The 21,296-nt window shown below is 65.2% G+C and carries 22 protein-coding genes; 7 read left to right on the forward strand and 15 right to left on the reverse strand.

Annotated features, from left to right (window positions below; translation table 11 throughout):
* On the reverse strand, window positions 1-900 hold the full coding sequence (locus AC3WON_RS04615; RefSeq protein WP_492351224.1) for a LysR family transcriptional regulator: 900 nt from the start codon (window positions 898-900) through the stop codon (window positions 1-3).
* Window positions 901-1,213: 313 nt separating this feature from the next.
* Between AC3WON_RS04615 and AC3WON_RS04620 the strand changes: the two genes are divergently transcribed.
* The 4 genes from AC3WON_RS04620 to AC3WON_RS04635 all read left to right on the forward strand — a co-directional run bounded on the left by AC3WON_RS04620 (window position 1,214) and on the right by AC3WON_RS04635 (window position 5,128).
* Window positions 1,214-1,516, forward strand: a complete 303-nt coding sequence (locus AC3WON_RS04620; RefSeq protein ID WP_492351225.1) for a tripartite tricarboxylate transporter substrate-binding protein — start codon at window positions 1,214-1,216, stop codon at window positions 1,514-1,516.
* Window positions 1,517-1,543: 27 nt separating this feature from the next.
* The gene (locus tag AC3WON_RS04625; RefSeq protein ID WP_492320320.1) at window positions 1,544-2,314 is read left to right on the forward strand and encodes a class II aldolase/adducin family protein; all 771 of its coding nucleotides are present in this window, start codon (window positions 1,544-1,546) and stop codon (window positions 2,312-2,314) included.
* Window positions 2,315-2,350: 36 nt separating this feature from the next.
* A complete protein-coding gene (locus tag AC3WON_RS04630) occupies window positions 2,351-3,400 on the forward strand; it encodes a TauD/TfdA family dioxygenase (RefSeq protein ID WP_492351226.1) in 1,050 nt (349 codons plus the stop codon).
* Between the two features lie 225 nt (window positions 3,401-3,625).
* A complete protein-coding gene (locus tag AC3WON_RS04635) occupies window positions 3,626-5,128 on the forward strand; it encodes a methyl-accepting chemotaxis protein (RefSeq protein WP_492351227.1) in 1,503 nt (500 codons plus the stop codon).
* Window positions 5,129-5,140: 12 nt separating this feature from the next.
* Here the strand turns inward: AC3WON_RS04635 and AC3WON_RS04640 are convergent, their stop codons facing one another.
* Together AC3WON_RS04640 and AC3WON_RS04645 are read right to left on the reverse strand one after the other, a co-directional pair.
* On the reverse strand, window positions 5,141-5,848 hold the full coding sequence (locus AC3WON_RS04640) for a FadR/GntR family transcriptional regulator (RefSeq protein ID WP_492320323.1): 708 nt from the start codon (window positions 5,846-5,848) through the stop codon (window positions 5,141-5,143).
* Between the two features lie 91 nt (window positions 5,849-5,939).
* Window positions 5,940-7,274, reverse strand: coding sequence for an MFS transporter (locus tag AC3WON_RS04645; RefSeq protein WP_492320324.1), 1,335 nt, complete (start codon window positions 7,272-7,274; stop codon window positions 5,940-5,942).
* Between the two features lie 347 nt (window positions 7,275-7,621).
* On the opposite strand from AC3WON_RS04645, the gene AC3WON_RS04650 reads away from it, so the two are divergent.
* Window positions 7,622-8,170, forward strand: a complete 549-nt coding sequence (locus AC3WON_RS04650; RefSeq protein WP_492320325.1) for an ureidoglycolate lyase — start codon at window positions 7,622-7,624, stop codon at window positions 8,168-8,170.
* 58 nt (window positions 8,171-8,228) lie between these two features.
* Here the strand turns inward: AC3WON_RS04650 and AC3WON_RS04655 are convergent, their stop codons facing one another.
* The 12 genes from AC3WON_RS04655 to AC3WON_RS04710 all read right to left on the reverse strand — a co-directional run bounded on the left by AC3WON_RS04655 (window position 8,229) and on the right by AC3WON_RS04710 (window position 18,477).
* On the reverse strand, window positions 8,229-8,390 hold the full coding sequence (locus tag AC3WON_RS04655; RefSeq protein WP_492320326.1) for a hypothetical protein: 162 nt from the start codon (window positions 8,388-8,390) through the stop codon (window positions 8,229-8,231).
* 224 nt (window positions 8,391-8,614) lie between these two features.
* Window positions 8,615-9,136, reverse strand: coding sequence for a helix-turn-helix transcriptional regulator (locus AC3WON_RS04660; RefSeq protein ID WP_492320327.1), 522 nt, complete (start codon window positions 9,134-9,136; stop codon window positions 8,615-8,617).
* Window positions 9,137-9,138: 2 nt separating this feature from the next.
* Complete coding sequence (locus AC3WON_RS04665; protein ID WP_492320328.1) at window positions 9,139-9,423, reverse strand: hypothetical protein; 285 nt, start codon at window positions 9,421-9,423, stop codon at window positions 9,139-9,141.
* A 359-nt stretch (window positions 9,424-9,782) separates the two neighbouring features.
* A complete protein-coding gene (locus AC3WON_RS04670) occupies window positions 9,783-10,256 on the reverse strand; it encodes a cupin domain-containing protein (protein WP_492351228.1) in 474 nt (157 codons plus the stop codon).
* A gap of 314 nt (window positions 10,257-10,570) precedes the next feature.
* Complete coding sequence (locus AC3WON_RS04675; RefSeq protein ID WP_492351229.1) at window positions 10,571-11,386, reverse strand: enoyl-CoA hydratase/isomerase family protein; 816 nt, start codon at window positions 11,384-11,386, stop codon at window positions 10,571-10,573.
* On the reverse strand, window positions 11,383-12,618 hold the full coding sequence (locus AC3WON_RS04680) for a CaiB/BaiF CoA transferase family protein (RefSeq protein WP_492320331.1): 1,236 nt from the start codon (window positions 12,616-12,618) through the stop codon (window positions 11,383-11,385). The genes AC3WON_RS04675 and AC3WON_RS04680 overlap by 4 nt, the downstream gene beginning before the upstream one ends.
* A 76-nt stretch (window positions 12,619-12,694) precedes the next feature.
* Window positions 12,695-13,660 (reverse strand): Bug family tripartite tricarboxylate transporter substrate binding protein, encoded by a 966-nt coding sequence (locus AC3WON_RS04685; RefSeq protein WP_492351230.1) that lies wholly within the window; start codon window positions 13,658-13,660, stop codon window positions 12,695-12,697.
* Window positions 13,661-13,722: 62 nt separating this feature from the next.
* A complete protein-coding gene (locus tag AC3WON_RS04690; protein WP_492351231.1) occupies window positions 13,723-14,661 on the reverse strand; it encodes a LysR family transcriptional regulator in 939 nt (312 codons plus the stop codon).
* Window positions 14,662-14,893: 232 nt separating this feature from the next.
* Entirely contained in the window at window positions 14,894-15,673 is a 780-nt protein-coding gene (locus AC3WON_RS04695; protein WP_492351232.1) for an N-acetylmuramoyl-L-alanine amidase family protein, read from the reverse strand.
* 4 nt (window positions 15,674-15,677) lie between these two features.
* Complete coding sequence (locus AC3WON_RS04700) at window positions 15,678-16,190, reverse strand: lysozyme inhibitor LprI family protein (RefSeq protein WP_492351233.1); 513 nt, start codon at window positions 16,188-16,190, stop codon at window positions 15,678-15,680.
* Between the two features lie 98 nt (window positions 16,191-16,288).
* Window positions 16,289-17,185, reverse strand: a complete 897-nt coding sequence (dapA, locus tag AC3WON_RS04705; RefSeq protein ID WP_492351234.1) for a 4-hydroxy-tetrahydrodipicolinate synthase — start codon at window positions 17,183-17,185, stop codon at window positions 16,289-16,291.
* A 317-nt stretch (window positions 17,186-17,502) separates the two neighbouring features.
* Window positions 17,503-18,477: a LysR substrate-binding domain-containing protein gene (locus tag AC3WON_RS04710; RefSeq protein ID WP_492351264.1), complete on the reverse strand. Its 975-nt coding sequence runs from the start codon at window positions 18,475-18,477 to the stop codon at window positions 17,503-17,505.
* A 98-nt stretch (window positions 18,478-18,575) separates the two neighbouring features.
* Here AC3WON_RS04710 and dsdA point away from each other — a divergent pair, with 98 nt between their 5' ends.
* A complete protein-coding gene (dsdA, locus tag AC3WON_RS04715) occupies window positions 18,576-19,916 on the forward strand; it encodes a D-serine ammonia-lyase (RefSeq protein WP_492351265.1) in 1,341 nt (446 codons plus the stop codon).
* Between the two features lie 42 nt (window positions 19,917-19,958).
* Complete coding sequence (locus tag AC3WON_RS04720; RefSeq protein ID WP_492351235.1) at window positions 19,959-21,281, forward strand: MFS transporter; 1,323 nt, start codon at window positions 19,959-19,961, stop codon at window positions 21,279-21,281.
* Window positions 21,282-21,296: the final 15 nt, after the last annotated feature.

Below are 21,296 nucleotides of genomic sequence, written 5' to 3' on the forward strand. Positions count from 1 at the left end.
TCAGATGCCGGCTTCCCCGCACCAGCGCACCAGCGCGTCGCGGAAGTCGCGGCACAGCGGCGACAGGTAGGCGCTGGATCGCCAGAACACGGCCAGCTCATACTGCCAGCACATGCCGTCGCCCTCCACGGCTTCCAGGCCCTGCGCCACCGCCTGGCCCAGCAGCCGCTGCGGCATGATGCCGAGCAGGTCGGTGTTGCGCAGCAGGTCCGCGAATGACACTGACGAACTGGTGCTTTCCACGGTCACGCGCGGCGGCGGCAAGCCCCGGCTGGTGAAGCGCCCCTCGAAGCCGCTGCGCACATAGAGCGAGGTGGCGGGCGCCACCCAGTGCTCGTCAACCAGATCGGCCAGCGAGCGGAAGCGCGCCCGCCGCGGATGCCCCGTGCGCGCCACCACCTGCAGCGTCAGCGCGCCCAGCGGCAGGTACTCGACGCCATCGGTTTCGCCGTCCGGCATGGCGGCGCAGACCAGGTCCACCTCGCCGCCCTGCAGCGCGGCCATCAGCTGCGGGCTCAGGTGCGTGCTGATCGAGAACCTGGCCAGCGGCCAGCTGGCCAGGAACTGCTCCAGCAGCGGCGAGAACAGCGACGGCACCACGTGCGGCAGCGTCGCCACGCGTACCTGGCCGACGCGCGCCTGGCGCTCGTCGTTGATCTCGTTCTCCATATCGTCATTGGCCAGCACGATGCGCCGCGCGTGCGCCAGCAGCTTGTGGCCCACCGGCGTCAGCATGACGCCGCGCGGCATGCGCTCGAACAGCTGCAGTCCGGCCTCGCCCTCCAGCCGCGCCAATACCTTGGACAGCGACGACTGGGTCAGCCCAAGCGTGCCGGCAGCCTTGTGCAGGTTGCCGTGCTCGGCCACCGCCAGGAACAGTCTGAGGTCTTCGGTCTTCATGCGATTCCAGTGGTTGGCCGATATAGCGCGATGTTGCCGCGATGGCGGGAGCATTTTAGTCCGCGATTCCCGTTCGGAATCGATTTGCCGGGCGCCGGCATCAATGCGCGCGGGCTTGCGCCATAGACTTTTCCGCGGCCGCACAAGTCGGCGATCGATCAGAGCCCGGACACACGGGACACCTCGAACGCATCCGGCAACCACGCCGGCACCTGTACTGCCGTAGACCAACAAGGAGACCACATGCCCCGCCAACCCGACGCCCGCCGGCGCACGCTGCTCAAGGCCATGCCGGCCGCCGCGCTCGCGGGCCGTGGCCGAGCCGCAGCGCCTGAAGCGCTGGCAGGCCGTGCCCACGCTGCGCGAGCTGGGCTACGACATCACGGTGCAGTCCGAAGTCGGCATCGCCGGCCCGCGCGCGCTGGACCCCGCGGTGGTCGCCACGCTGCACGATGCCTTCCGCCAGGCCACATCGGACCCGGCCTACCTGCGCGCGCTCGAATCCGAATCGATGCCCAACCGCCATATGAATACCGCCGACTACCAGCACTACGCCGCTTCGCAATTCGCCAGCGACAAGCGGCTGGTGGCCGAACTCGGCATCCGGCTGGACTGAGCCCTACGCACGCAAAGGAGCCATCGCATGAGCGAAGCCGATCCCATCCGTCCCGCCGCCATTTCGGACGCCGAATGGGCCACCCGCATCGAGCTGGCCGCGCTCTACCGCGCCATCCACCGGTACGGCATGACCGACCTGATCTACAACCACATCACCGCGCGCGTTCCGGGCGAGCCTGAGCACATCCTGCTGAACCCCTACGGGCTGCTGTACCAGGAAGTGAACGCGTCCAGCCTGTACAAGATCCACCTGAACGGCGACATCGTCCACCAGCCCGAGGGCGATGCCGGAGAGCTGGGCCTGAACCCCGCCGCCTACGTGATCCACACCGCCGTGCACGCCGCGCGCCATGACGCGCTGTGCGTGCTGCACACGCATACGCGCGCATCGTCGGCGGTATCGGCGATGGCCTGCGGCCTGCTGCCGGTGTCGCAGCACGCGCATATGTTCTACGGGCGCATTGCGTACCACGACTTCTCCGGCCCGGTGGTCGACCTGGCCCAGCAGGGCCAGCTGGTGCAGGACCTGGGCCAGCACAACGCGATGATCCTGCGCAACCACGGCCTGCTGGTATGCGGGCGCACCATCGCCGAAGCCTTCTTCAATATCTACTGGCTGGAATCGGCCTGCAAGATCCAGGTCGATGCCATGGCCGGCGGTGAACTGGTGATGCCGTCGCAGGCATCGCTGGAAGCCAGCCGCAAGGCCTTCGGCCGCGTTGCCATCCGCGGCGACCGCGAATGGGCGGCGGTGCGGCGCGAGCTGGATCGCATCGACCCGTCCTACCGGCACTGACCCCGCCTTCGACCTGATCACAAGACTGGAGACAACATGACCCAAGCCACCGCCGCCGCCGCCGCCGCCGATTCGGCAACCTTCGCAGTAGCCGTTCCCGCCCTTGGCCCCGATGTGCGCTGCCACGTGCTGCAGCCCGGCCGCCCGCCGCTGTTCATCGAACCGGCCGGCGAACGCCTGCTGGACCGCGCGCAGTTCCGCCAGTGGTCGCGCACGGTGCGCCCGGCGCTGGACGCGCTGATCCTGGAACATGGCGGGATCGTGCTGCGCGGCTTCCCGACCGCCGGCACCGAGGACTTTGCCGACTTCATCGAGCAGTTTCCGGCCTTCGACGGTGGCTACGCCGGCGGCCGCGCCCCGCGCGAAGCCATCAGCGGCCGCGTGATGGAAGCCACGCGGCTGTCGGCCAGCGTGCGCCTGGCGGTGCATTCCGAAATGGCTTACCGCCGCGACTACCCGCGCCGCATCGCCTTCTTCTCGCGCAAGACCGCCGAGGTGGGCGGCGAAACCCTGATCACCGATGTGCGCCACCTGGCCGAGCGCATGGATCCGGAACTGGCCGGCAGGCTCGCCACGCTGGGCAGCCGCACCGCGATCAACTTCGGCCCGCGGCGCGATGCCGACGATGCCTCTTACGCGCATATGGACGAGCGCGGCTGGAACCAGTCCTTCCATACCGAGGACCCGGCCGAGGTGAACCGGCTGTGCGCCGAGCGCGGGCTGGAACCGGTCTGGCATGAAGACGGCAGCCTGACCGTGCTCAATGCGCTGGAGCCGTTCGTGGTGCATCCGCAGACCGGCCGCAAGCTGTACCGGTCGATCCTGCATATGGTGCCGCAGGTGGAGAACCCCGAGCAGGACCTGGAACGGCGCAAGCGCCAGAAGTACCCGACCGGCGCCACGCTGGGCAATGGCGAACGCCTGACCGATGCCGAACGCGCGCATATCGACCAGCTGTGCGACCAGGCCACCTACTGCTGGCCCTGGCGCGATGGCGACGTGATGGTGCTGGACAACCTGCAGGTCTGGCACGGCCGCAACCCGTACCAGGGCACGCGCGACGTCCAGGTGGCGCTGCTGGATTAAAGCGCCGCGGGCCGCGCCGGGACATCGTAGCGCCTGGCGCCGGCCCCGAACATCACTCAATTGCAGCAATTTGCCCGCAGTGTTGCGTGGCTGCGCCATGGCCTGTCCCAGCCGGCAGGCGTCGATATAATCTGCCGCGCAACACCATAAATTAAGACATTAAAACAATAAGCCATCAGGCGGGACGGGGTGCAGCGTCTTCTCGACTTACGCTGCGAGGGAACCATGACCAGCGCTGACCACGCCCTGTCCGGACGGCTGTCCGCGACCATCCCTGCCCGCCGTGCCGCGGGCAGTTCCGTTTCTGCGCCAGCCGCGCCGCACACCCCGCTGCTGCAAGGCGTGCATCATCGCGCAGACCAGCTGATGACGGCCATGCTGTGGGTGCTGGGCCTGCTGTCGCTGATCGTCGGCAATCACTATGGGTCGACCGCGCTGACGCTGACGCTGGGCTTGCCGATGGCGCTGCTCGGCACGCTGATGGCGGTCACCCTGCCCGCCCGCCTGGCGACGCGGCTGGCGCTGGCCGTGCTGCTGATGCTCTTCGTCGCACTGCTGATCCACCAGGCGCACGGGCAGGTGGAATTCCACTTCCTGGTGTTCGTCTCGCTGTCGCTGCTGCTGGCCTACCGCGACTTCCGCGTGATCCTGCTGGCGGCCGCGGTGATCGCGTTGCATCACCTGAGCTTCAACTTCTTCCAGCAGTGGGGCTGGAACACTATCTGCTTCACCGACCCCAGTTTCAATATGGTGCTGTTCCACGCCGCCTTCGTCATCGTGCAGACCGGCGTGCTGTGCGTGATCGCGTGGCGGCTTGAGCGCGATGCCCATTCCACCGATGAGCTGAGCGCTCTGGCCGCGGGCATCGAGCGCGAACCCGGCTACCTGACGCTGACCGCCGACGGCACCCACCCGGACAGCGACTTCGCCCGCGCCTTCCGCAAGACGCTGGACACCGTGCGCCAGACCTTGCTGCAAGTGCGCAACACCGCCGGCACCGTGGCCGACGCGGCTGGCAACATCCTGGACACCAGCGCCACCGTGGCCCGTCGGGCCGACGAACAGGCGCGCACCGTCGCGCACACCATGCAGGACATGCAGGCGCTGGCCCAGGCCGCCCGCGCCAGCGCCGACCAGGCCCGCGGCGCCTGCGAACTGGCCGGGGCCTCCAGCACCGTGGTCGCGCGCGGCAGCGGCGAGATCCTGTCGGTGATCCACACCATGGGCGAGATCAACGAGGCCTGCGGGCGCATCACCGAGATCATCGGCGTGATCGACAGCATTGCCTTCCAGACCAATATCCTGGCGCTGAACGCCGCCGTGGAGGCCGCGCGCGCGGGCGAGCACGGCAAGGGCTTTGCGGTGGTGGCCGGCGAGGTCCGCCAACTGGCGCATCGCTGCGGCGCCGCGGCCAAGGAAATCCGCGGCCTGATCAATACCTCGGTCGAACGCGCCCACGCCGGCACCGAGCTGGTCGGCCATACCGGCGACACCATGAACGAGGTGGTGGCCAGCATCGGCAGGCTCGCCACGCTGGTGGAAGAACTTGCGACGCTGGGCGACGACCAGCGCAGCGGCATCGAGGGGATGGCACGGCGCGTGGCGGAGATCCAGGCGGCGTTCGAAGAAAATGCGGAACTGGTGGCCGGTGCGGCCGAAGCTGCGCGGGTGCAGCGGGAGCAGACAGAGGGGTTGAACCGGGCGGTGGGCGTATTCCGACTGGGCTAGCGCCCGCTCGCCTCAATCCTCTTTCTCGTCCCCCGTGGGGAAATGCACGCCGGCACGGCGCGCCGCCAGCATGATGTGGCGCTCCATCGCACGCTGCGCCTGCTCCGGCTGGCGCGCGGCCAGCGCCTCGATGATGGCGCTATGCTCGGTGAAGGTGGCATTGCGCGCGCCGCGCCGATAGTACGGCAGGCGCTGGCTCTCGCGCATCACCTCGGCGCTTTCGCGCAGGATCTCGCGGATGACCTGGTTGCCGGACACCGTGACGATCAGCGTGTGGAATTCGTAGTCGAGCTGCGAGGCTTCGTCATACGCATCCGCCTCGATCGCGCGCTGCATCGTGGCCGCGTTCTGGCGCAGCTGTTCGATCTCTTTTTCAGAGATGGCCAGCGCTGCCAGGCGTGCGGTCAGCCCTTCCAGCGCAAAGCGCAGCTGGTAGATATCGATCAGCGAATGCGTGGCAGCAAAACGCCAGGGCGGCGTGGCCGCGGCGCTGTCGCCGGCGGCCGTCACGTAGACGCCCTTGCCCGGGCGCGACACCACCACGCCCATCCCCTGCAAGGTAGAGATCGCCTCACGCAGTGACGCACGGCTGATGCCGACCTTCTCCGCCAGTTCCCGCTGCGCCGGCAGCAGCGTGCCCGCGGGGAACGTGCCGTCGCGCACCCATTGCTGGATAAGGCTGACAGCCTGGTTGGCGACGGAGGTGGAAGATCCTGTCATACGTGAGGGGGTGACCAGTAAGAGGTGACGCACAAGGGGCGCGAAGCCAGTTGCCGGAAATTCTAGCCGACAAACCGGCCTGCCCCGCCCCTTACTTGTTGACCAGCTTCGCCGGCACCGAATAGGTCAGCAGCGCGCCGCACAGCAGCACGGCCGCCAGCACGAACATCGCGGCGTCCGTGCTCTGGGTGGCATCCTTGATCAGGCCGATCATGTACGGGCTGATAAAGCCGGCCAGGTTGGCGAACGAGTTGATCAGCGCAATGCCCGCCGCCGCGCCCACGCCCGACAGGATGGAGGTCGGCAGGCTCCAGAACAGCGGCGAGGTGGCCAGGCTGCCACCGGCGGCCAGCGCCAGTGCGGCCAGCGACAGCGCGGTGTTGTGGCTGAACACGGCGCTCAGAACCAGGCCCGTGGCCGCGCAGCAGAACGGTACGATCAGGTGCCAGCGGCGCTCGCGCATGCGGTCAGAGCTGCGGCTGACCAGGATCATCGAACACACCGCCACGCCAAACGGGATCGCGGTCAGCAGACCCACGTCCAGCACGCTCTTCACGCCGGTCTGCTTGATCAGCGAGGGCAGCCAGAAGGTCAGCCCGTACTGGCCCATCACCGTGCAGAAGCAGATCATCGTCATCTTCAGCACGCGCGGGTCCGTCACCACCGTGCGCAGCGACATATGGGCGGACTTCTGCGCATTCTCGGCGGCGATATTGCGCTCCAGCAGCGCCTTTTCATCGGCCGTCAGCCAGCGTGCGGACTGGATGTTGTTGTCCAGGTACCAGAGCACGGCCACGCCCACCAGCAACGACGGCACGGCCTCGATCACGAACATCCACTGCCAGCCGCGCAGGCCGTTGACACCATGCATGGCCTCCATCACCCAGCCCGACAGCGGCCCGCCAAAGATGCCAGAGATGGGAATCGCCGCCATGAACAGCGCCACCATGCGCGCGCGCCGGTGCGACGGGAACCAGTAGGTCAGGTACAGGATCATGCCGGGATAGAAGCCCGCCTCCGCCGCGCCCAGCAGGAAGCGCAGCACGTAGAACTGCGTGCTGGTCTGCACGAACATCATCGCCGCGGAGATCAGGCTCCACAGGATCATGATGCGCGAGATCGTGGCCTTGGCGCCGATGCGGTGCATCAGCAGGTTGCTGGGCACCTCGAAGAAGAAATAGCCGATGAAGAACAGGCCGGCGCCCAGCCCGTAGACCGCCTCGCTGAACTGCAGGTCGGCCAGCATGCTCAGCTTGGCAAAGCCCACGTTGACCCGGTCCAGGTAGGCCACCACGTAGCACAGCATCAGGAACGGCAGGAGCCGCCAGGCAACCTTGCGGTACACCGCGTCCTCCCTGGCCTGTGCCTGCGCCTGCGGCACGGAAATCGCATCCGGCCCGGCATGGGCGGTTTCAGTCGGAATCATGGAAGTCTCCTTGGTTTGTTCGAGTCATCGGCATGGCACGGCCTGGATCGCGTTCGGCATGAAGCCATATAGTCATACCGGTCTGACCAGTTGATGCCGAATGGTAGGGAGGCACCAAGCCGGTGTCAAGGATCGATTGGACTGGGGAAAGCCCGAATCTGCATGACAATTCGGGCGGAAGCCACGGTTGGGGCTGAGTTCCTGCCGACAACAGCTACTTGTGCGGAAACGTGACTTGCTGCAAAATCCGGCCAAACTGGTCTGACCAGTTACGGATGGACCGCATGATGCGTGCCACAGCACAGACCACCGCTTGCCGGCCCCGACCTTCAGTTCAGGAGACTTTGATGGATACGACGCCCCCGCTCATGGAATCAGTCCTGGTGCGCCTGCTTGCGCAGCCGCTGAGCGCGGCCGCCTTTGCGCCGTTCGGTGACGTGATCGAGGCGCGCCCCGCCGGCGACCCCGGCGCCTTTCCGATCAACGGCGGCATGGTCACGCGGCACCATGACCTGGCTGCCGTGGAACTGGAAGGTGGCCGGGCCCTGATCAACCTGTTCGAGGCCAAGCCCTACGCGTATCCGCTGGAGATCGCAATACTGGAACGCCATCCGCTCGGCAGCCAGGCCTTTATCCCGCTATCGGAGCAGCCCTTCGTGATAGTGGTGGCGCCAGCTGGTGACGTGCTGGATCCCGCTTCGCTGCGCGCCTTCATCACCAACGGGCGGCAGGGCGTCAACTACCGCCGCGGGGTCTGGCACCACATGCTGCTGGCCGTGGGCGCGCCGGCGCGCTTTGCCGTGATCGATCGCGGCGGGGATGGCAACAACTGCGAGGAGTGCACGCTGGCGCAGCCGTTGCTACTGGAACTCCCGTCGGCGCTACACGCCGCGTGAGTGTGGAGGCGACCGCGACAGGCCGCGGTTGCAGCAGGGCCGTTGCAGCCCGTCGCGCTTACTTGGCGTCCGGCCAGGAGACCTGCTTCCAGTAGGCCTCCTTCGAGCGGATCAGATCACCGGTGTACTCAAGCTTGACCCCGGACAGCACCGGCGCATTGGCCTTGTCTTCAAAGAAGCGCTGCCTCAGGTATGCCGTGGCGGCAGCCTTGCCGCGCACAACCCGTCCATGCGGGTCGGATTCGCCGGTGGGCAGGGTCCAGACGGACTCATCACGGCGAAGAACTCGCCCATCACTGCTTTCACGTCTGATTCGGCCATCTTGTCTCCACTTCTGGTTGTGGTGCCCGGCTAGGGCGGTTGTCCGGGCATCTCGGCCAAAGGCCGGGATTCGTACCACCACCCGAAAAGGATGGGCCGGGAAGCGGAGTCGACGGCCGACCGCTAAGCCACCAGCGACCGGAACTCCCGCGCCGTCGCCGGTGCCACCTGGCTGGCGCACTTGGCCAGGTTCACCTGCATCGCCGTGGCCGCGATTTCAAGGAGCTCCGGCTTGATGTCGTAGCCGCGCTGCCCCAGCCACACGATCACGTCCAGCAAGTGCCACAGCGAACTGCTGCCTTCATGCACCGGCACCGGGAAGGAATCCGGGTAGCCAAGCATCAGCTTGCGCATGTTCTGGCGAGACACGCCAACCATCTCGGCAATATCCGTCAGCCCGACCAGGTCCGGCGCCGCCTCGATCAGCGTGGCCGATGGCATGGCGCGGCGGGCATCGGCAAGAGCACTCACCATGGCCGCCCGCGCCGACTCCGCCTCGCGGACAAACGCCAGCGCCACGCGGCCCGGCAGGCCAGTGCCCACCAGCGCATCATCACACCCCGCCTCGGCCAGGCGTTCGACCAGCGCATCGGTATCGCCGTCCGCCTGCGACAGGTGAAATTTGAGGGTGAAGGCGTATTCCATGGTCATGTCCTGAATTGCAGCACGCGCAGCGTTGTCACTTCCCGCTGATGCGAGCAGTTGTCCACGATCCGCCGGATGGCGTTGGCGTGGTTGCCCGGATTCTTCGGCGTGCTCCAGACGCTGGATACACAGAACTCGCCGCAGCGGCATTCCTTGTCGTTGTCGGGGCAGTAGATACGGCCCCACGCATGACCGTTGCCCTTCGCCTGCTCGACACGCCAGCCATGCAGCTCTGCATGCCTGAGTGCGGCCTCAATCTCCTTCTTTGGGTGCCTGGCGCGGGTCATTCGTGTCTCCGAGACTAGATGCGCAATGACTGGTTGTCAAGTGACAACCAGAAATTAAGCACAATCCGAGTGGATCGGAGCATTGTCTTTGGACGTGCCCGAGCGGGCATTGAGAGGACTCTGGAAACGGCGGAAACGAAGTCGTAGCCGGGTGATGCAGGTGTCAGGGCATACTATTCACGCGGAGTGGCAACGACTCCGCGCAACGCGGCGCGTTCGAGCGCCGCCTCAACCAGGCCTTCGGATTTCGCGCCTTCGACAAACTTGCGCGAGTAGCTGGCGGTGTGCAAGGCTCACCGCCAGCCGTTGAATCGCGCACATGTCATGGCAGAGACATCCATAGCCCATGCAACATGGCATTACTTCTTCTTCCTGGGATCATCAGCCGGGTTGACGAAGTTGAAAGCCCAGGGCCCCGACGCATTGATCTGGATAATGGTTTCTTCCTTGGTCCAGCCAAAGTGGCGCATCTTGGGTGGCATGACAATCAGGCTGCCGGCGCCGAGCGGCGAGGTCTTTTCCGGTTCGAGCTTGTCGCCCATGCCATAGTTGAACGTCCCGGAAAGCACGGTCACCCGCTCCACGCCTGGGTGCCAGTGCGCCGGCACCTTGGCATCCGCGGGCAGCTTGATCCGGGCCGTGAACGGCGCTTTCTTGTCCATTTTCCCCTCGAGGACGGCAAGTTTGGCACCCGGTATCAGTGGCAGGTCCGCCCATTTGACCTCGTCGGCGGTGACCATGACCATGTCGCCCGGCGGGGCAGCCGATGCCACAGACATCGTCAGGCAGACGCCGAAGGCCAGTGTGGCAATCGGGGGAAGCTTGTTCTTCATGGCGCGCTCCTTCCTGAGAGGGCAACCAGACGGTAGAAGCGGCGCGGCGATGGCACAGACCTTACAGATGCCATCTTGCACCGATTCCACCGCCAGCCGCGCTGGTGACACCCACTGCATGGCACAGGTTCAGGCATGCAGGCTCGAGCGTCTTTATCGCCCATAGCAATAATGTGATGCATATCGCGGGCCACCCGTGGCGGGAGGCTGACGAGCGGGCGCGTGACGCTCGCGCGATGTGTCGGTTGCACGGTAAATCAGCCGGATGGTTTCAATTGTGAAACACCGGCGGCTGGCGTACAAGGCCAGGACGTTCAACTGCCTTTCCATACCGGCGGGCGCCGGTTCACGAACGCATCCACCCCTTCCCGGAAGTCACCGCTGCCGTAGCACAACCGCACCAGGTCATCCGTGTCGGCCACCGACTGCACGGTCTGGCGCCGCAACGCCTCCTTGACCACCGTCTGCGTGACAGGCGCCAGCGCGCCAAGCCGGTCGCATAGCGAGACGACCTCGGCCTCCAGCGCGTCGGCAGCGTACACACCCTCAAGAAACCCGCACGCGAGCGCGGTCTCGGCGTCGAGGATCTGCGCCAGCAGCAGCATGCGGCGCACCGGTTGCAGCCCCCAGGCCGCACGCAGCTTGGCAAGGTTCTGCGCCGACAGCGTATTGCCCAGCGTGCGCGCAATCGGCACGCCAAAGCGGGCCTTGGGCGTCGCGACACGGAAGTCGCACGCCGTAGCGATGGCCAGGCCGCCACCCACCGCCCAGCCTTCGATAACCGCTACCGTTGGCATCGGCAGTTGCTCGACAAGGCGGACGCCTTCGTCGATGCGCGCTTCGTAGGCCACCCCGTCCTCGCCGCTGGAGAACTGCTGGAACTGCGCAATGTCAGTACCTGCGACAAAGGCCTCTCCGCCCGCGCCGCGCAGCACCACCACGCGCGCACCCCCATTGCCTTGCGCTGCAAGCGCGCGGCAATGCGTGGCAAGTTGCTCGTACATGGCCCACGTCATCGCATTGCGGGCGGCGGGACGGTCGAACGTCAGCGTTGCGACCTGCCCCTGCATCGTGAGTGTGACCTGTCCGTCGTTGCCGGAACCGCCTTCCGGCGGCAGCGCGGGCTTCATGATCCGAATGCGCCGGCTACAGCCAGCGACTGTTGTTCGTCCTTCGGGATACCCAGCTCCGCCAGGATTTCTTCCGTGTGCTGGCCGAGCAGCGGCGGCGGGCGCCGTACCTGCTGGGGCGTGCCGCCCATCTTCACCGCGAAGCCGATATTGGGCACCTTGCCCTCGATCGGATGATCGATTTCGATGCGCATCTGGCGGTGGCGGCCGTGCTCGCTGTCGAAGGCCTGCGGGTAGGTCAGGATCGGCCCGGCCGGGATGCCGACGCCGAGCAGGCGCTCGATCCAGTAGTCGCTGCTCTCCTTGACGAAGCTCTCCTCCAGCATCGCGATCAGTGCCTGCCGGTTGGCCAGGCGCAGCGCCACGGTGGCAAAGCGCTCGTCCGCCAGCAGGTCGGGCCGGTCGAGCGTGTTGCACAGCAGTTGCCACAGCTTCTGGTTGGTGGCCCCCATGACGAAGTAGCCATCGGCGGACTTCATCGCCTGGTAAGGCGCGCTCATGCGGTTGGCCGTGCCCAGCGGCTCGGGCTCGCGGCCCGTGCCCCAGTATTCGCAGGTGTCCCACACCGAGAACGCCAGCGCGGAATCGAACAGCGACGCATCGACATACTGCCCCTTGCCCGTCTCCCTGGCGCCGATGTAGGCAGACAGCATGCCGTAGGTGGCGAACAGCGCGCAGCCGATATCGGCCACCGGCACGCCCGCCTTCACCGGCGCGCCGCCGGGGTAGCCGGTGACGCTCATCACGCCCGACATCGCCTGCGCCATCAGGTCAAAGCCCGGCCGCGCGGCCCACGGCCCGCTCTGGCCAAAGCCCGAGATGCTGCAGTAGACCAGCTTCGGATTGATCCTGGCGAGGGTCTCATAGTCGATCCCCAGGCGCTTCATCACGCCGGGGCGGTAGTTCTCCACCAGGATGTCGGCCGTTTCCGCCAGGCGATACAGCACCTGCCGGCCGGAATCGGTCTTCAGATCCAGCGTGACGCTGCGCTTGTTGCGGTTCATGTTGAGGAAGCCCATGCTGTCCGAGCCCTTCATCTTGAAACCCATCGCGCCGCGCGTCTGGTCGCCGCCATCGGGCGGTTCGATCTTGATCACGTCGGCGCCCAGATCAGCCAGCAGCATGCAGGCGTAGGGCCCGGCCATGACCTGGCTGACGTCGAGCACGCGCACGCCGGCCAGCGGCAAGGTGGAGGCAGGCGCCTGTGCGCCCGAGTCGCGGAAATCTGTCATGGGATGCTTCTTCCTGGATAGATGGATGGGGCAGCGTGCGCGCGTGCGCCGGCTCTCGGCCATTGGCTTGCGGCGCTCAGGTCTCGGCCTTTACGCCGGCGTCCTTCACGACCTTGGCCCACTTGGTGGACTCAGAGGCGATGAAGGCGGCGAACTGCTGGTTCGATCCGCCTGAGTCCTCGGCGCCAAAGCTCTTGAGCCGCTCGGCAACATCGGGCATGGCCAGCACGCGGTTGACGTCGGCGTTCATGCGCTGCACCAGCGCCGGCGGCATGTTCTTGGGGCCCACCAGGCCGTACCACGACGCCGCGTCCAGGCCGGGGAAGCCGGACTCCGCCAGCGTCGGCACATTGGGGTGGCTGGCCGCGCGCTTCAGGCGGGTCTGCGCAATCGCGATCACCTTGCCCTGCTGGATAAACGGCGTGGCGGCGGTCATGGTGTCGAACGCATAGTCGATCTGGCCGCCGATCAGGTCCGCGACCAGCGGGCCCGAGCCCTTGTAAGGCACGTGCACCACATCGAGCCTGGCCTGCAACCGGAACATCTCCAGCGCCAGGTGCTGCGCCGAACCAATACCGGACGAACCAAAGGAGATCTTCCCCGGCTTCTGCCGGCACAGCGCCACGATGTCCGAAACGCTGCGCACCTTCTGTTCCGGACGGCAGGTCAGCATATTGGGCGTGACGCCCACCATCGAAATCGGCGTGAAGTCGGTGCGCGGATCGTACTTGACGTCCAGCAGCGCCGGGGCGATCGCGTGGCTGTTCACATGCGCCATCAGCAAGGTGGTGCCGTCAGGCGGCTGCTTGGCCACATAGGCGGCGGCGATGGCGCCGGTAGCGCCGGGCTTGTTCTCCACCAGCACGCTGGTGTTCCACATGACCCCCAGCTTCTGCCCGATCACGCGTGCCAGCACATCGGTGCCGCCCCCGGGGGCGAAGCCCACCACAATGCGCACCGGGCCGGCGATGTCGGCGGCGCGCACCAGGCTGGGTATCGCCAGCCCGGCCGCTGCCGCCACAATGAATTGTCTGCGCTGCATTGCGTGTCTCCGTCCTGTAGTTATGGAGCCATCATCCGCAATGCACCCGCCGCGGGCTATCGCTATTTGGGGGATTCTGGTTTCGCGTTTTGCGCAAGCACCGCCAGCACGCTGAGCGCCGCCGAGGAAAGTGCCCCATGGGGCCGATGGCACAGCACAAACTGCCGCTGCGCCCAGGGCGCGGCAATGGGCAGCCGCACAAAGCGGCTGCCGGCCGCCACCTCGCGCGCGATCGCCTCCGGCATCACCCCGCCGCCCAGGTTCTGCGCCACCAGCGCGGCCATGCTGTCGAAACCGCCCACGCGCATGCGCATGCGCAGCACGCGGCCGGCCTCTTCCGCCAGCCGCTCCAGCACGATCGAGATCGCCGAACTCTCGCTGAGCACGATCAGGTCGCAGTCCAGCACGTCGTCCGGCGTGACCTTGCGGCGCCGCGCCAGCGCATGGCCGCGCGCCACCACCAGCACCAGTTCATCATTGCGATAGGGCGCGGTCGGCAGGTCGATCACGCCCAGGCTGCCGTCGTAAATGCCGATGTCCACGGTGCCGCGGCGCAGCGACTGCTGGACTTCCGCGCTGTTCATTTCCTGCAGGTCGATGCGCACGCCGGGGCAGGCGGTGGCGCAGCGTTGGATGTCGAAGGGGAGGAACTGGATGACGGCGGATTTGGGCGCGGCTACCCGCACTACGCCCAGGTCGCCGCCGACAAAGGAGGCGGCGTCGTCCTGCATGCGCTGGACGGTGTGGGTGATGCCGCGGGCGTGGGCCAGCAATGCGCGGCCGGCTTCGGTCAGGGCCATGCCGTGGGGCAGGCGTTCGAAGAGGGAGACGCCCAGTTGGGCTTCCAGTTCGAGGATGCGGCGGGAGGCAGCTGCAGGGGCCAGATGGAGGCGTTCGGCGCCGCGGGTGATGCTGCCGAAGTCGGATACGGCGATGAAGAGCTGGACGGTGGTGAGGTCGAAGTGCAGGCGGGTAGTGCGCGAAGGAGCGGTGGACGTCACGATGGTCGGCGCTTAGGTGGGCGGCGTGGCGGGGGGCAATGGCGATTCTCCACTTATCCAACGACGCAGACAATTATGGATTTCCCACGTAACCTCGCGAGCAAAAACGGCTATCGAATCGATGCCCCGCCAGGCGCCTTACAGCCATGAGGGCCGCGGCGTGATGCCGCATTTCGGAAGGCCGAAGACGGAGTCGTTGCCCAAATCCCCCAAAACCGCAGCCGCTGCCTTGTCACTGTTGTGAGTAGCCGATCCGAGCCGTCGCTAGATACCCCCGCACCGCCGTGACGATGGCATGGGCAATGCGGGCCTGATTTCCCGGATCACTAACGTAACCCTCGTCAGCGGGATCAACAATGACACCCGCTTCCAACAGCACGGCGGGCATCTCGGCTTTTCGGAGGACAACCAGATCGTCGAAGCGGTAGATGCCGAGATCTGGCACCAGTAACTCCCGTGACTCGCCTTCGATTGGCTCCGCATGATGCAGCGTCGGTGGCCGGCCCAGCTTGTGCATTTCCGCCCCCAGCATCTGCGCAACGGCGAGGCTTTGCGCGTAGTGCGCATTGCGTTGCGACACGAAGATCGAATAGCCGGAAATGGGCCGGGTGGTCCGATATGCATCGTGGTCGCCGACTGCGACCTTTTCGAGGTACTGCAACTGCGCCGAGTCGTGGTGGATCGACAGGAACAGGTCGGCCTGCCGCTCGTTGGCGAAGCGGGCGCGCTCTTCCAGCGACACGTTGTCGCCCGGCCCGCGGGTCAGCGCCACGTCGAACCCGGCCTGTGTGAACGCCTGTACCAGCAGCGAAGCGAGGCCGTCGTTGTAGCGGACCTCGCGGATACCACGCACGCCCAGTGCGCCGCCCTGCGCCAGTGTGTGGCCGGGATCGATGACGATGCGGGCCGGACGCGTGCCGATGGCTGGCGGCGAAGCGATGGCGAGGGCGGGCAGGCAAGCTGCCAGCCATGCCAGCACCGCGCGGCGCCTGGCGGAGATCACCGGCGCCATCGGATCAGTTCCAGGCCTTCTTGGCGATCATGTCGTTGCGGCAGGTGCCCGCCTTGCATTCGCGCACCCGGTCGCGCAGGTATTCAGCACGCTCGCGGTTCACGCGGTAGTTGCAATCCACGTCAATCGCGCCGCCCGACTCGCATGACGCGTCGCGGTACTTGATCCAATCCAGTTGAGTGTCCTTCAGCTTCTGTTTCACGCTGTCTCCAACCATGCCACGCAGTTCGTTGTAGCTCCCGTTCAGTTCCTTGTCGGATTCCAGAAACAGCTTGGCGAAGCAGTAGGTCTTGTCGTAGCTGGTGCGGTACTTGTCGCATTCGTTGGCGGCTTGGGCAGCGACCGGGGCCAGCAGAGCAAGAGTCAGAGCAGAAAGGATGGCTTTCATCGGTTTCGTATGGAGAAAAGGTTGGATTTCCTGCATGCACCCGAGCGATACCGCCTGGCTGGCTGAACGGGTGCGCATAGTGTATCTGCGGCAACTTGCCGCCGCATCTGGTGCTGTGGTGCCTTTCATACGCGCAGCTCTCAACTCAGACACGTCTCTGCCGACCTGCTGCCTTGAATATGGCAGGCATACGGCAGTGGCCGTACGCCTATCTTTAACCTGCGCAATTACAACGCATTCGCGTGTACCGAGTCCAAGGACTCATACGTCATCACCAATTGCTCGGCGAGCGCGGTTGAAGCCGACGTCATTGGCAAACGCAGTTCATCAGACAGCCAGCCATGCCTGGCCAGTAATGTCTTGACCGGACCTGGGTTAGGTTCTGCAAACATGAGTCGAATCAGGGGCATTAAGGCATGGAAAAGCTGGCGTGCGATGGTCAAGCGCTGCTCAGCCACTGCGCGCCACAACGCCGAGAAGAGATCAGGCCGAATATGCGCGGACGCAATGATTGCGCCCTGACCGCCCATGCACAGCGTGGCAAGCAGTTGGTGGTCCTCTCCCGCGAGGACATCCAGGCGGCCATCGGCGATCAACGCCTGTGTAGTTTCTGCGTTACCGCCGCAGTCCTTGATACCTCGAATATTGCCGTGGTTCGCCAACGAGAGCAGCGTTTCGGTGCTCAGCGTTACACCGGTTCGGTAGGGGATGTCATACAGCACCAGTGGTGCCCGAGATCTATCGGCCAGCTCGCGAAAGTATCCCTTCAATCCTTCTTGCGACGGTCTTATGTAATACGGTGCAGGCGCTAAGACCCCCGCCAGTGGACGTTCGCCAATCCTGTCCAGACGGCTCAGCACATGCCGGAGATTGTTGCCAGCCAAGCCCATCATGACCGGCAGCTCCCCGGCCTCGTCCAGCACGGTATCCAGAACGGCCAACTGTTCCGCCTCATCGAGCGCGGCGGCTTCGCCGGTGCTGCCGCACACGACCAACCCCGCCAAGCCGCTGCTGCGGTAATGAGCCACTAGCCGCCGCAGCGCGACGTGATCCACCTCATGGTTGTGAAAAGGGGTGACCAAGGGTAGCCAGATACCACGATAGAGATACTCCATTTCTTGCATTGCATGCTCCGGATCGACCGATTCGGAAACCGCACAGGCAAGCGACAGAGCAAGAGGCGCTCGAGACAGTAAGGGGGGATTGGCAGACCGTCTTCTACACTGATGCTGTTCCGTCGCTCAACTGACGGAACAGCACGCTCCGGTCAGATGAGCGACTGTTTTTTGGATTTGGCGCGCGCGCCCCACTGCGGCTGGTTCGCAGTGAGATCAAGAGAGAGGGAGGCTGGGCGGCGGCTCATGGTTGCGTCAATCTATCCGCTTCTCGGCAAGCTCGTCAAGCCTGGCCTGGAAGGGCTCTCTTCCAAGGGGCTACCGAATCAACGCCCCAACCCGGCTCTTCGCGGTACTCCATCCAGTGAAAGCAGTTCCATTCGCGCGGTATTGAAGCGCGCACACTCTGCCTTGAGCCACGTCGAGAAAATGGCCACGCGCCGATCCTCAGGATTACGAGAAAGCAGCATGTAGCGCGCCGGCGCGCGTACGTGCTTGCCGAAGACATTCACCAGCCGTCCGCTCCTGATCTCGTCATAGACCAGGGCCGTACGCCCCATCGCCACCCCCTGGTGGTTCAACGCCGCGCTGATGGCAAGGCTCGACAGATTGAATTGCGGCCCCTCCAGATGCGCAATCCATGTCGGGTGAAAGTCCTCAAGCCATGTCCGCCACTCCACAAACTCGGCTGCGCCGACCCATGGTGATGCGTCATGCAGCAACACGACGCCGTCGAGCGAAGCCCCGTCAGATAGCCCAGGATGCTGGGTGAGATACTCGGGTGTGGCCACCGGAATCAGATACTCGTCCAGCAAAACGTCAGCTTGCAACTGGCTGTAGCGGACGGGGTCGTAACGCACCGCCACGTCAATGTCTTCCGCCTCCATCGATTGCCTGTCCAGGGCCTGGAACTCGGCTTTCAGGCGCACGGATACGTCCGGCTGCTCGCGGTGGAACTCAGTCAGGCGCGGCATCAGCCATTGCAGCGCATACGACGGCAGGCAATTGACCTGCAAGGGCGCATTTGGCAGGCCGAGTCGATGGATCGTCTGCTGAATCTCGTGCAGTGCGCGCGTGGTCGTCTCGAACAGAGCCTCACCCTTTGGCGTCAGTTTCAAGTTGCGCGGCTGGCGCACGAAGAGCATGTAGCCGAGACGCTCTTCCAGATGGCGAATCTGCTGGCTCACCGCGCTTTGGGTGAGGCTCAGCGATTCGGCGGCCTTGGTAAAGCTCAGCAAGCGCCCCGCGGCTTCGAAACACCGCAGCGCGCCGAGAACAGAGGAATCGAGCTGCATTCGTATTAGCCTGACTAATGCATGCGTTAGAAACGATCGCTATTTTTACACGATTACAGCGTCTACGATCACGGTTCATAAGGAATTCCTTGGAGAAGGACGTGATGGCCACCCTGCCGCTCACTCGTGATCTATTAGCAATACTTCAATCGAGACAGCCGCTGCTTTGGCTGAATCCGAGGCTGGGGCAACCCCTGCCGGCTTCCGCCCCATCGACGGAACTGATCGCATCGGCCGAGGCGCGCCTGGCGCGCTGTGAACCGCTCATGGCGACGCTGTTTCCCGAACTGGGTTCAAGCCATGGGCAAGTGGAATCGCAGTTGATGCCGGCCACCGCACTCCAACACGCGATCGTCGGCAACGATGGCGCCGAGGGGGCATGGTTCATCAAGCGGGACGACGAACTGCCGATTGCCGGTTCCATCAAGGCTCGCGGCGGCTTTCATGAAGTGCTGGCGATTGCCGAATCCATCGCAATCGAGCACGGTGTCCTCGAACCGGAGGGTGATCGCCGCCTGCTGGCGACGCCGGCAGCGCGCGCGCTGTTCTCGCAATACTCGGTGACGGTCGGCAGCACGGGCAACCTCGGCTTGAGCATCGGCGTGATGGCGGCTGCTCTCGGGTTCGATGCGGTTGTACATATGTCCGCGGACGCCAAGGCGTGGAAGAAGGATCGCCTGCGCAAACGCGGCGTACGCGTCGTGGAACATGAAGGCGACTACGCTGAAGCCGTGGCAGCTGGCCGGGAGCAGGCGCTGGCAGCGCCGCGCTGCCATTTTGTTGATGACGAGCGCTCCCCCCTACTCTTCTTCGGATACGCTGCCGCGGCACGCCACCTGGCGCGCCAGCTGGCCGAAGCCGGCCGCGTCGTGGATGCCGCGCATCCGCTCTTCGTCTATCTGCCCTGCGGTGTCGGTGGCGCACCGGGTGGTATCACTTACGGGCTCAAGGCGCTGTTCGGCGAACATGTGCACTGCTTCTTTGCCGAGCCCGTGGCCTCGCCGTGCGTACTGGTGCAGTTGGCCTCAGGTGCGGACACGCCCGTATCCGTCTACGACATCGGCCTCGATAACCGGACCGATGCCGATGGCCTCGCCGTCGGACAGGCATCCCATCTGGTCAGCCCGTTGATGGCGTCCCAGCTCGCCGGCGTGTTCACCGTCGCCGACGATCAACTCTACGTTCAGTTGCTCGCGCTCAAGACGTCGATGGGCGTGGAAGTCGAACCTTCAGCGGCGGCCGGCATAGGTGGCCCAGGCTGGTTGGGCGGCTCAGCCGAAGGCCAGGCGTATGTGCGCGATCACGGCCTCGACATGCGCGATGCAACGCATGTGATCTGGGCCACCGGTGGCTCGCTGGTTCCGAGTGATGAGCTTCGCAAGTTCCAGGCTTACGCAGAGACGCTGGCAGGCCATGAGTCCGGCGCGATGCAACAAGTAGTCTGACCCTCTCGTCGTCGCGCCCATAACAAACAAGGAGACACTTTCATGGAGCATCACGCCACGCTTTCGCCCGATATTCAGACGCGGCCTGAGGACACCTACGCATTCGCAGACGCCACCTACCGCAAGGTCGCCCTGCGCTTCATCCCGTTCCTGATGCTGTGCTACGTCGTCGCGTATCTCGATCGCGTGAACATCGGCATCGCCAAGCTCAACATGCTGTCCGACCTGCAATTCAGCGAGGCGGCCTACGGGCTCGGCGCAGGGCTGTTCTTCATCGGCTATATGCTGTTCGAGGTACCGAGCAACCTCATCATGCATCGCGTCGGCGCGCGACGCTGGATTGCCCGGATCATGATCTCATGGGGCCTGCTCTCGGGACTCATGGCATTTGTCACGACGCCGGGGCAGTTCTACACGGTGCGCTTCCTGCTCGGCGTCGCCGAAGCCGGCTTCTACCCCGGCGTGATCCTCTACCTGACCTACTGGTTTCCGAATCGCCGCCGCGCCAAGGTCACGGCCATCTTTCAGGCGGGCATTCCCATCGCCGGCCTGCTCGGCAGCCCTTTGTCGGGCTGGATTCTGGAGCGCTTTCACCTGGTAGGAGGTCACGCCGGCTGGCAATGGGTGTTTGTGCTCGAAGCCCTGCCGACGCTGCCGCTGGCCATCGGCGTGCTGTGGATCCTGACGGATCGCGTCAAGGACGCCAAATGGCTGACACCGGCGCAACGCCAATTGATCGAGAACGATATCGCGCAGGATGACCATGGCCGGGAGCACATGCCGCTGACCGGCATTCTGCGCGACATGCGGATCTGCAAGATCATCCTGATGACGTTTCCGGCGATGATGGCGTTGTACACGCTCGGCTTTTACCTGCCCACGCTGATCAACGATGCAGGTGCGGTCAGTGGCGTGCAGATCGGCCTGCTCAGCGCGATTCCGTATTGCGTGGCCGTGGTAGCCATGGTGCTGGTGGGGCGGAGTTCGGATCGGCACGGAGAGCGGCGCTGGCACCTTGCCGGCATCATGCTGGTGGGTGCCTTTGGGCTCGTGGCGAGCGTCTTCGCGGGACAGAACCTTGTACTCGCCGTGATCTCACTGTCGATCGCGGCGGCGGGGATCATCAGCTTCTCGCCGATCATGTGGACATTGCCGACGGCATTCCTCGGCGGAGCGACGGCCGCGGCGTGCATCGGCGCGATCAACAGCCTGGCGAATCTTGGGGGCTTTGTCAGCCCGTACCTGATCGGCTGGATCCGCGATACGTACCACAGCACCGCGCCGGCCATCTTTATCATCGCCGGCGCACTTGTCGCCGGCGCCCTGATCGCCCTAAGCTTTGATCCAAAGAAGGTCAACCGCTGATCGCGTGCGAAACCT

It is taken from the genome of Cupriavidus sp. FW305-46 (genome assembly GCF_058787075.1).

Excerpts from the sequence above, each read along its gene's own strand:
- AC3WON_RS04615 (WP_492351224.1), bottom strand. The coding sequence starts at position 900 with ATGAAGACCGAAGACCTCAGACTGTTCCTGGCGGTGGCCGAGCACGGC.
- AC3WON_RS04670 (WP_492351228.1), bottom strand. The coding sequence starts at position 10,256 with ATGAAGAACAAGCTTCCCCCGATTGCCACACTGGCCTTCGGCGTCTGC.
- AC3WON_RS04645 (WP_492320324.1), bottom strand. The coding sequence starts at position 7,274 with ATGATTCCGACTGAAACCGCCCATGCCGGGCCGGATGCGATTTCCGTG.
- dsdA (WP_492351265.1), top strand. The coding sequence starts at position 18,576 with ATGGCCACCCTGCCGCTCACTCGTGATCTATTAGCAATACTTCAATCG.
- AC3WON_RS04680 (WP_492320331.1), bottom strand. The coding sequence starts at position 12,618 with ATGACAGATTTCCGCGACTCGGGCGCACAGGCGCCTGCCTCCACCTTG.
- AC3WON_RS04665 (WP_492320328.1), bottom strand. The coding sequence starts at position 9,423 with ATGACCCGCGCCAGGCACCCAAAGAAGGAGATTGAGGCCGCACTCAGG.
- AC3WON_RS04700 (WP_492351233.1), bottom strand. The coding sequence starts at position 16,190 with ATGAAAGGCACCACAGCACCAGATGCGGCGGCAAGTTGCCGCAGATAC.
- AC3WON_RS04675 (WP_492351229.1), bottom strand. The coding sequence starts at position 11,386 with ATGAAGCCCGCGCTGCCGCCGGAAGGCGGTTCCGGCAACGACGGACAG.
- AC3WON_RS04650 (WP_492320325.1), top strand. The coding sequence starts at position 7,622 with ATGGATACGACGCCCCCGCTCATGGAATCAGTCCTGGTGCGCCTGCTT.
- AC3WON_RS04660 (WP_492320327.1), bottom strand. The coding sequence starts at position 9,136 with ATGGAATACGCCTTCACCCTCAAATTTCACCTGTCGCAGGCGGACGGC.
- AC3WON_RS04685 (WP_492351230.1), bottom strand. The coding sequence starts at position 13,660 with ATGCAGCGCAGACAATTCATTGTGGCGGCAGCGGCCGGGCTGGCGATA.
- AC3WON_RS04695 (WP_492351232.1), bottom strand. The coding sequence starts at position 15,673 with ATGGCGCCGGTGATCTCCGCCAGGCGCCGCGCGGTGCTGGCATGGCTG.
- AC3WON_RS04625 (WP_492320320.1), top strand. The coding sequence starts at position 1,544 with ATGAGCGAAGCCGATCCCATCCGTCCCGCCGCCATTTCGGACGCCGAA.
- dapA (WP_492351234.1), bottom strand. The coding sequence starts at position 17,185 with ATGCAAGAAATGGAGTATCTCTATCGTGGTATCTGGCTACCCTTGGTC.
- AC3WON_RS04720 (WP_492351235.1), top strand. The coding sequence starts at position 19,959 with ATGGAGCATCACGCCACGCTTTCGCCCGATATTCAGACGCGGCCTGAG.
- AC3WON_RS04630 (WP_492351226.1), top strand. The coding sequence starts at position 2,351 with ATGACCCAAGCCACCGCCGCCGCCGCCGCCGCCGATTCGGCAACCTTC.
- AC3WON_RS04635 (WP_492351227.1), top strand. The coding sequence starts at position 3,626 with ATGACCAGCGCTGACCACGCCCTGTCCGGACGGCTGTCCGCGACCATC.
- AC3WON_RS04640 (WP_492320323.1), bottom strand. The coding sequence starts at position 5,848 with ATGACAGGATCTTCCACCTCCGTCGCCAACCAGGCTGTCAGCCTTATC.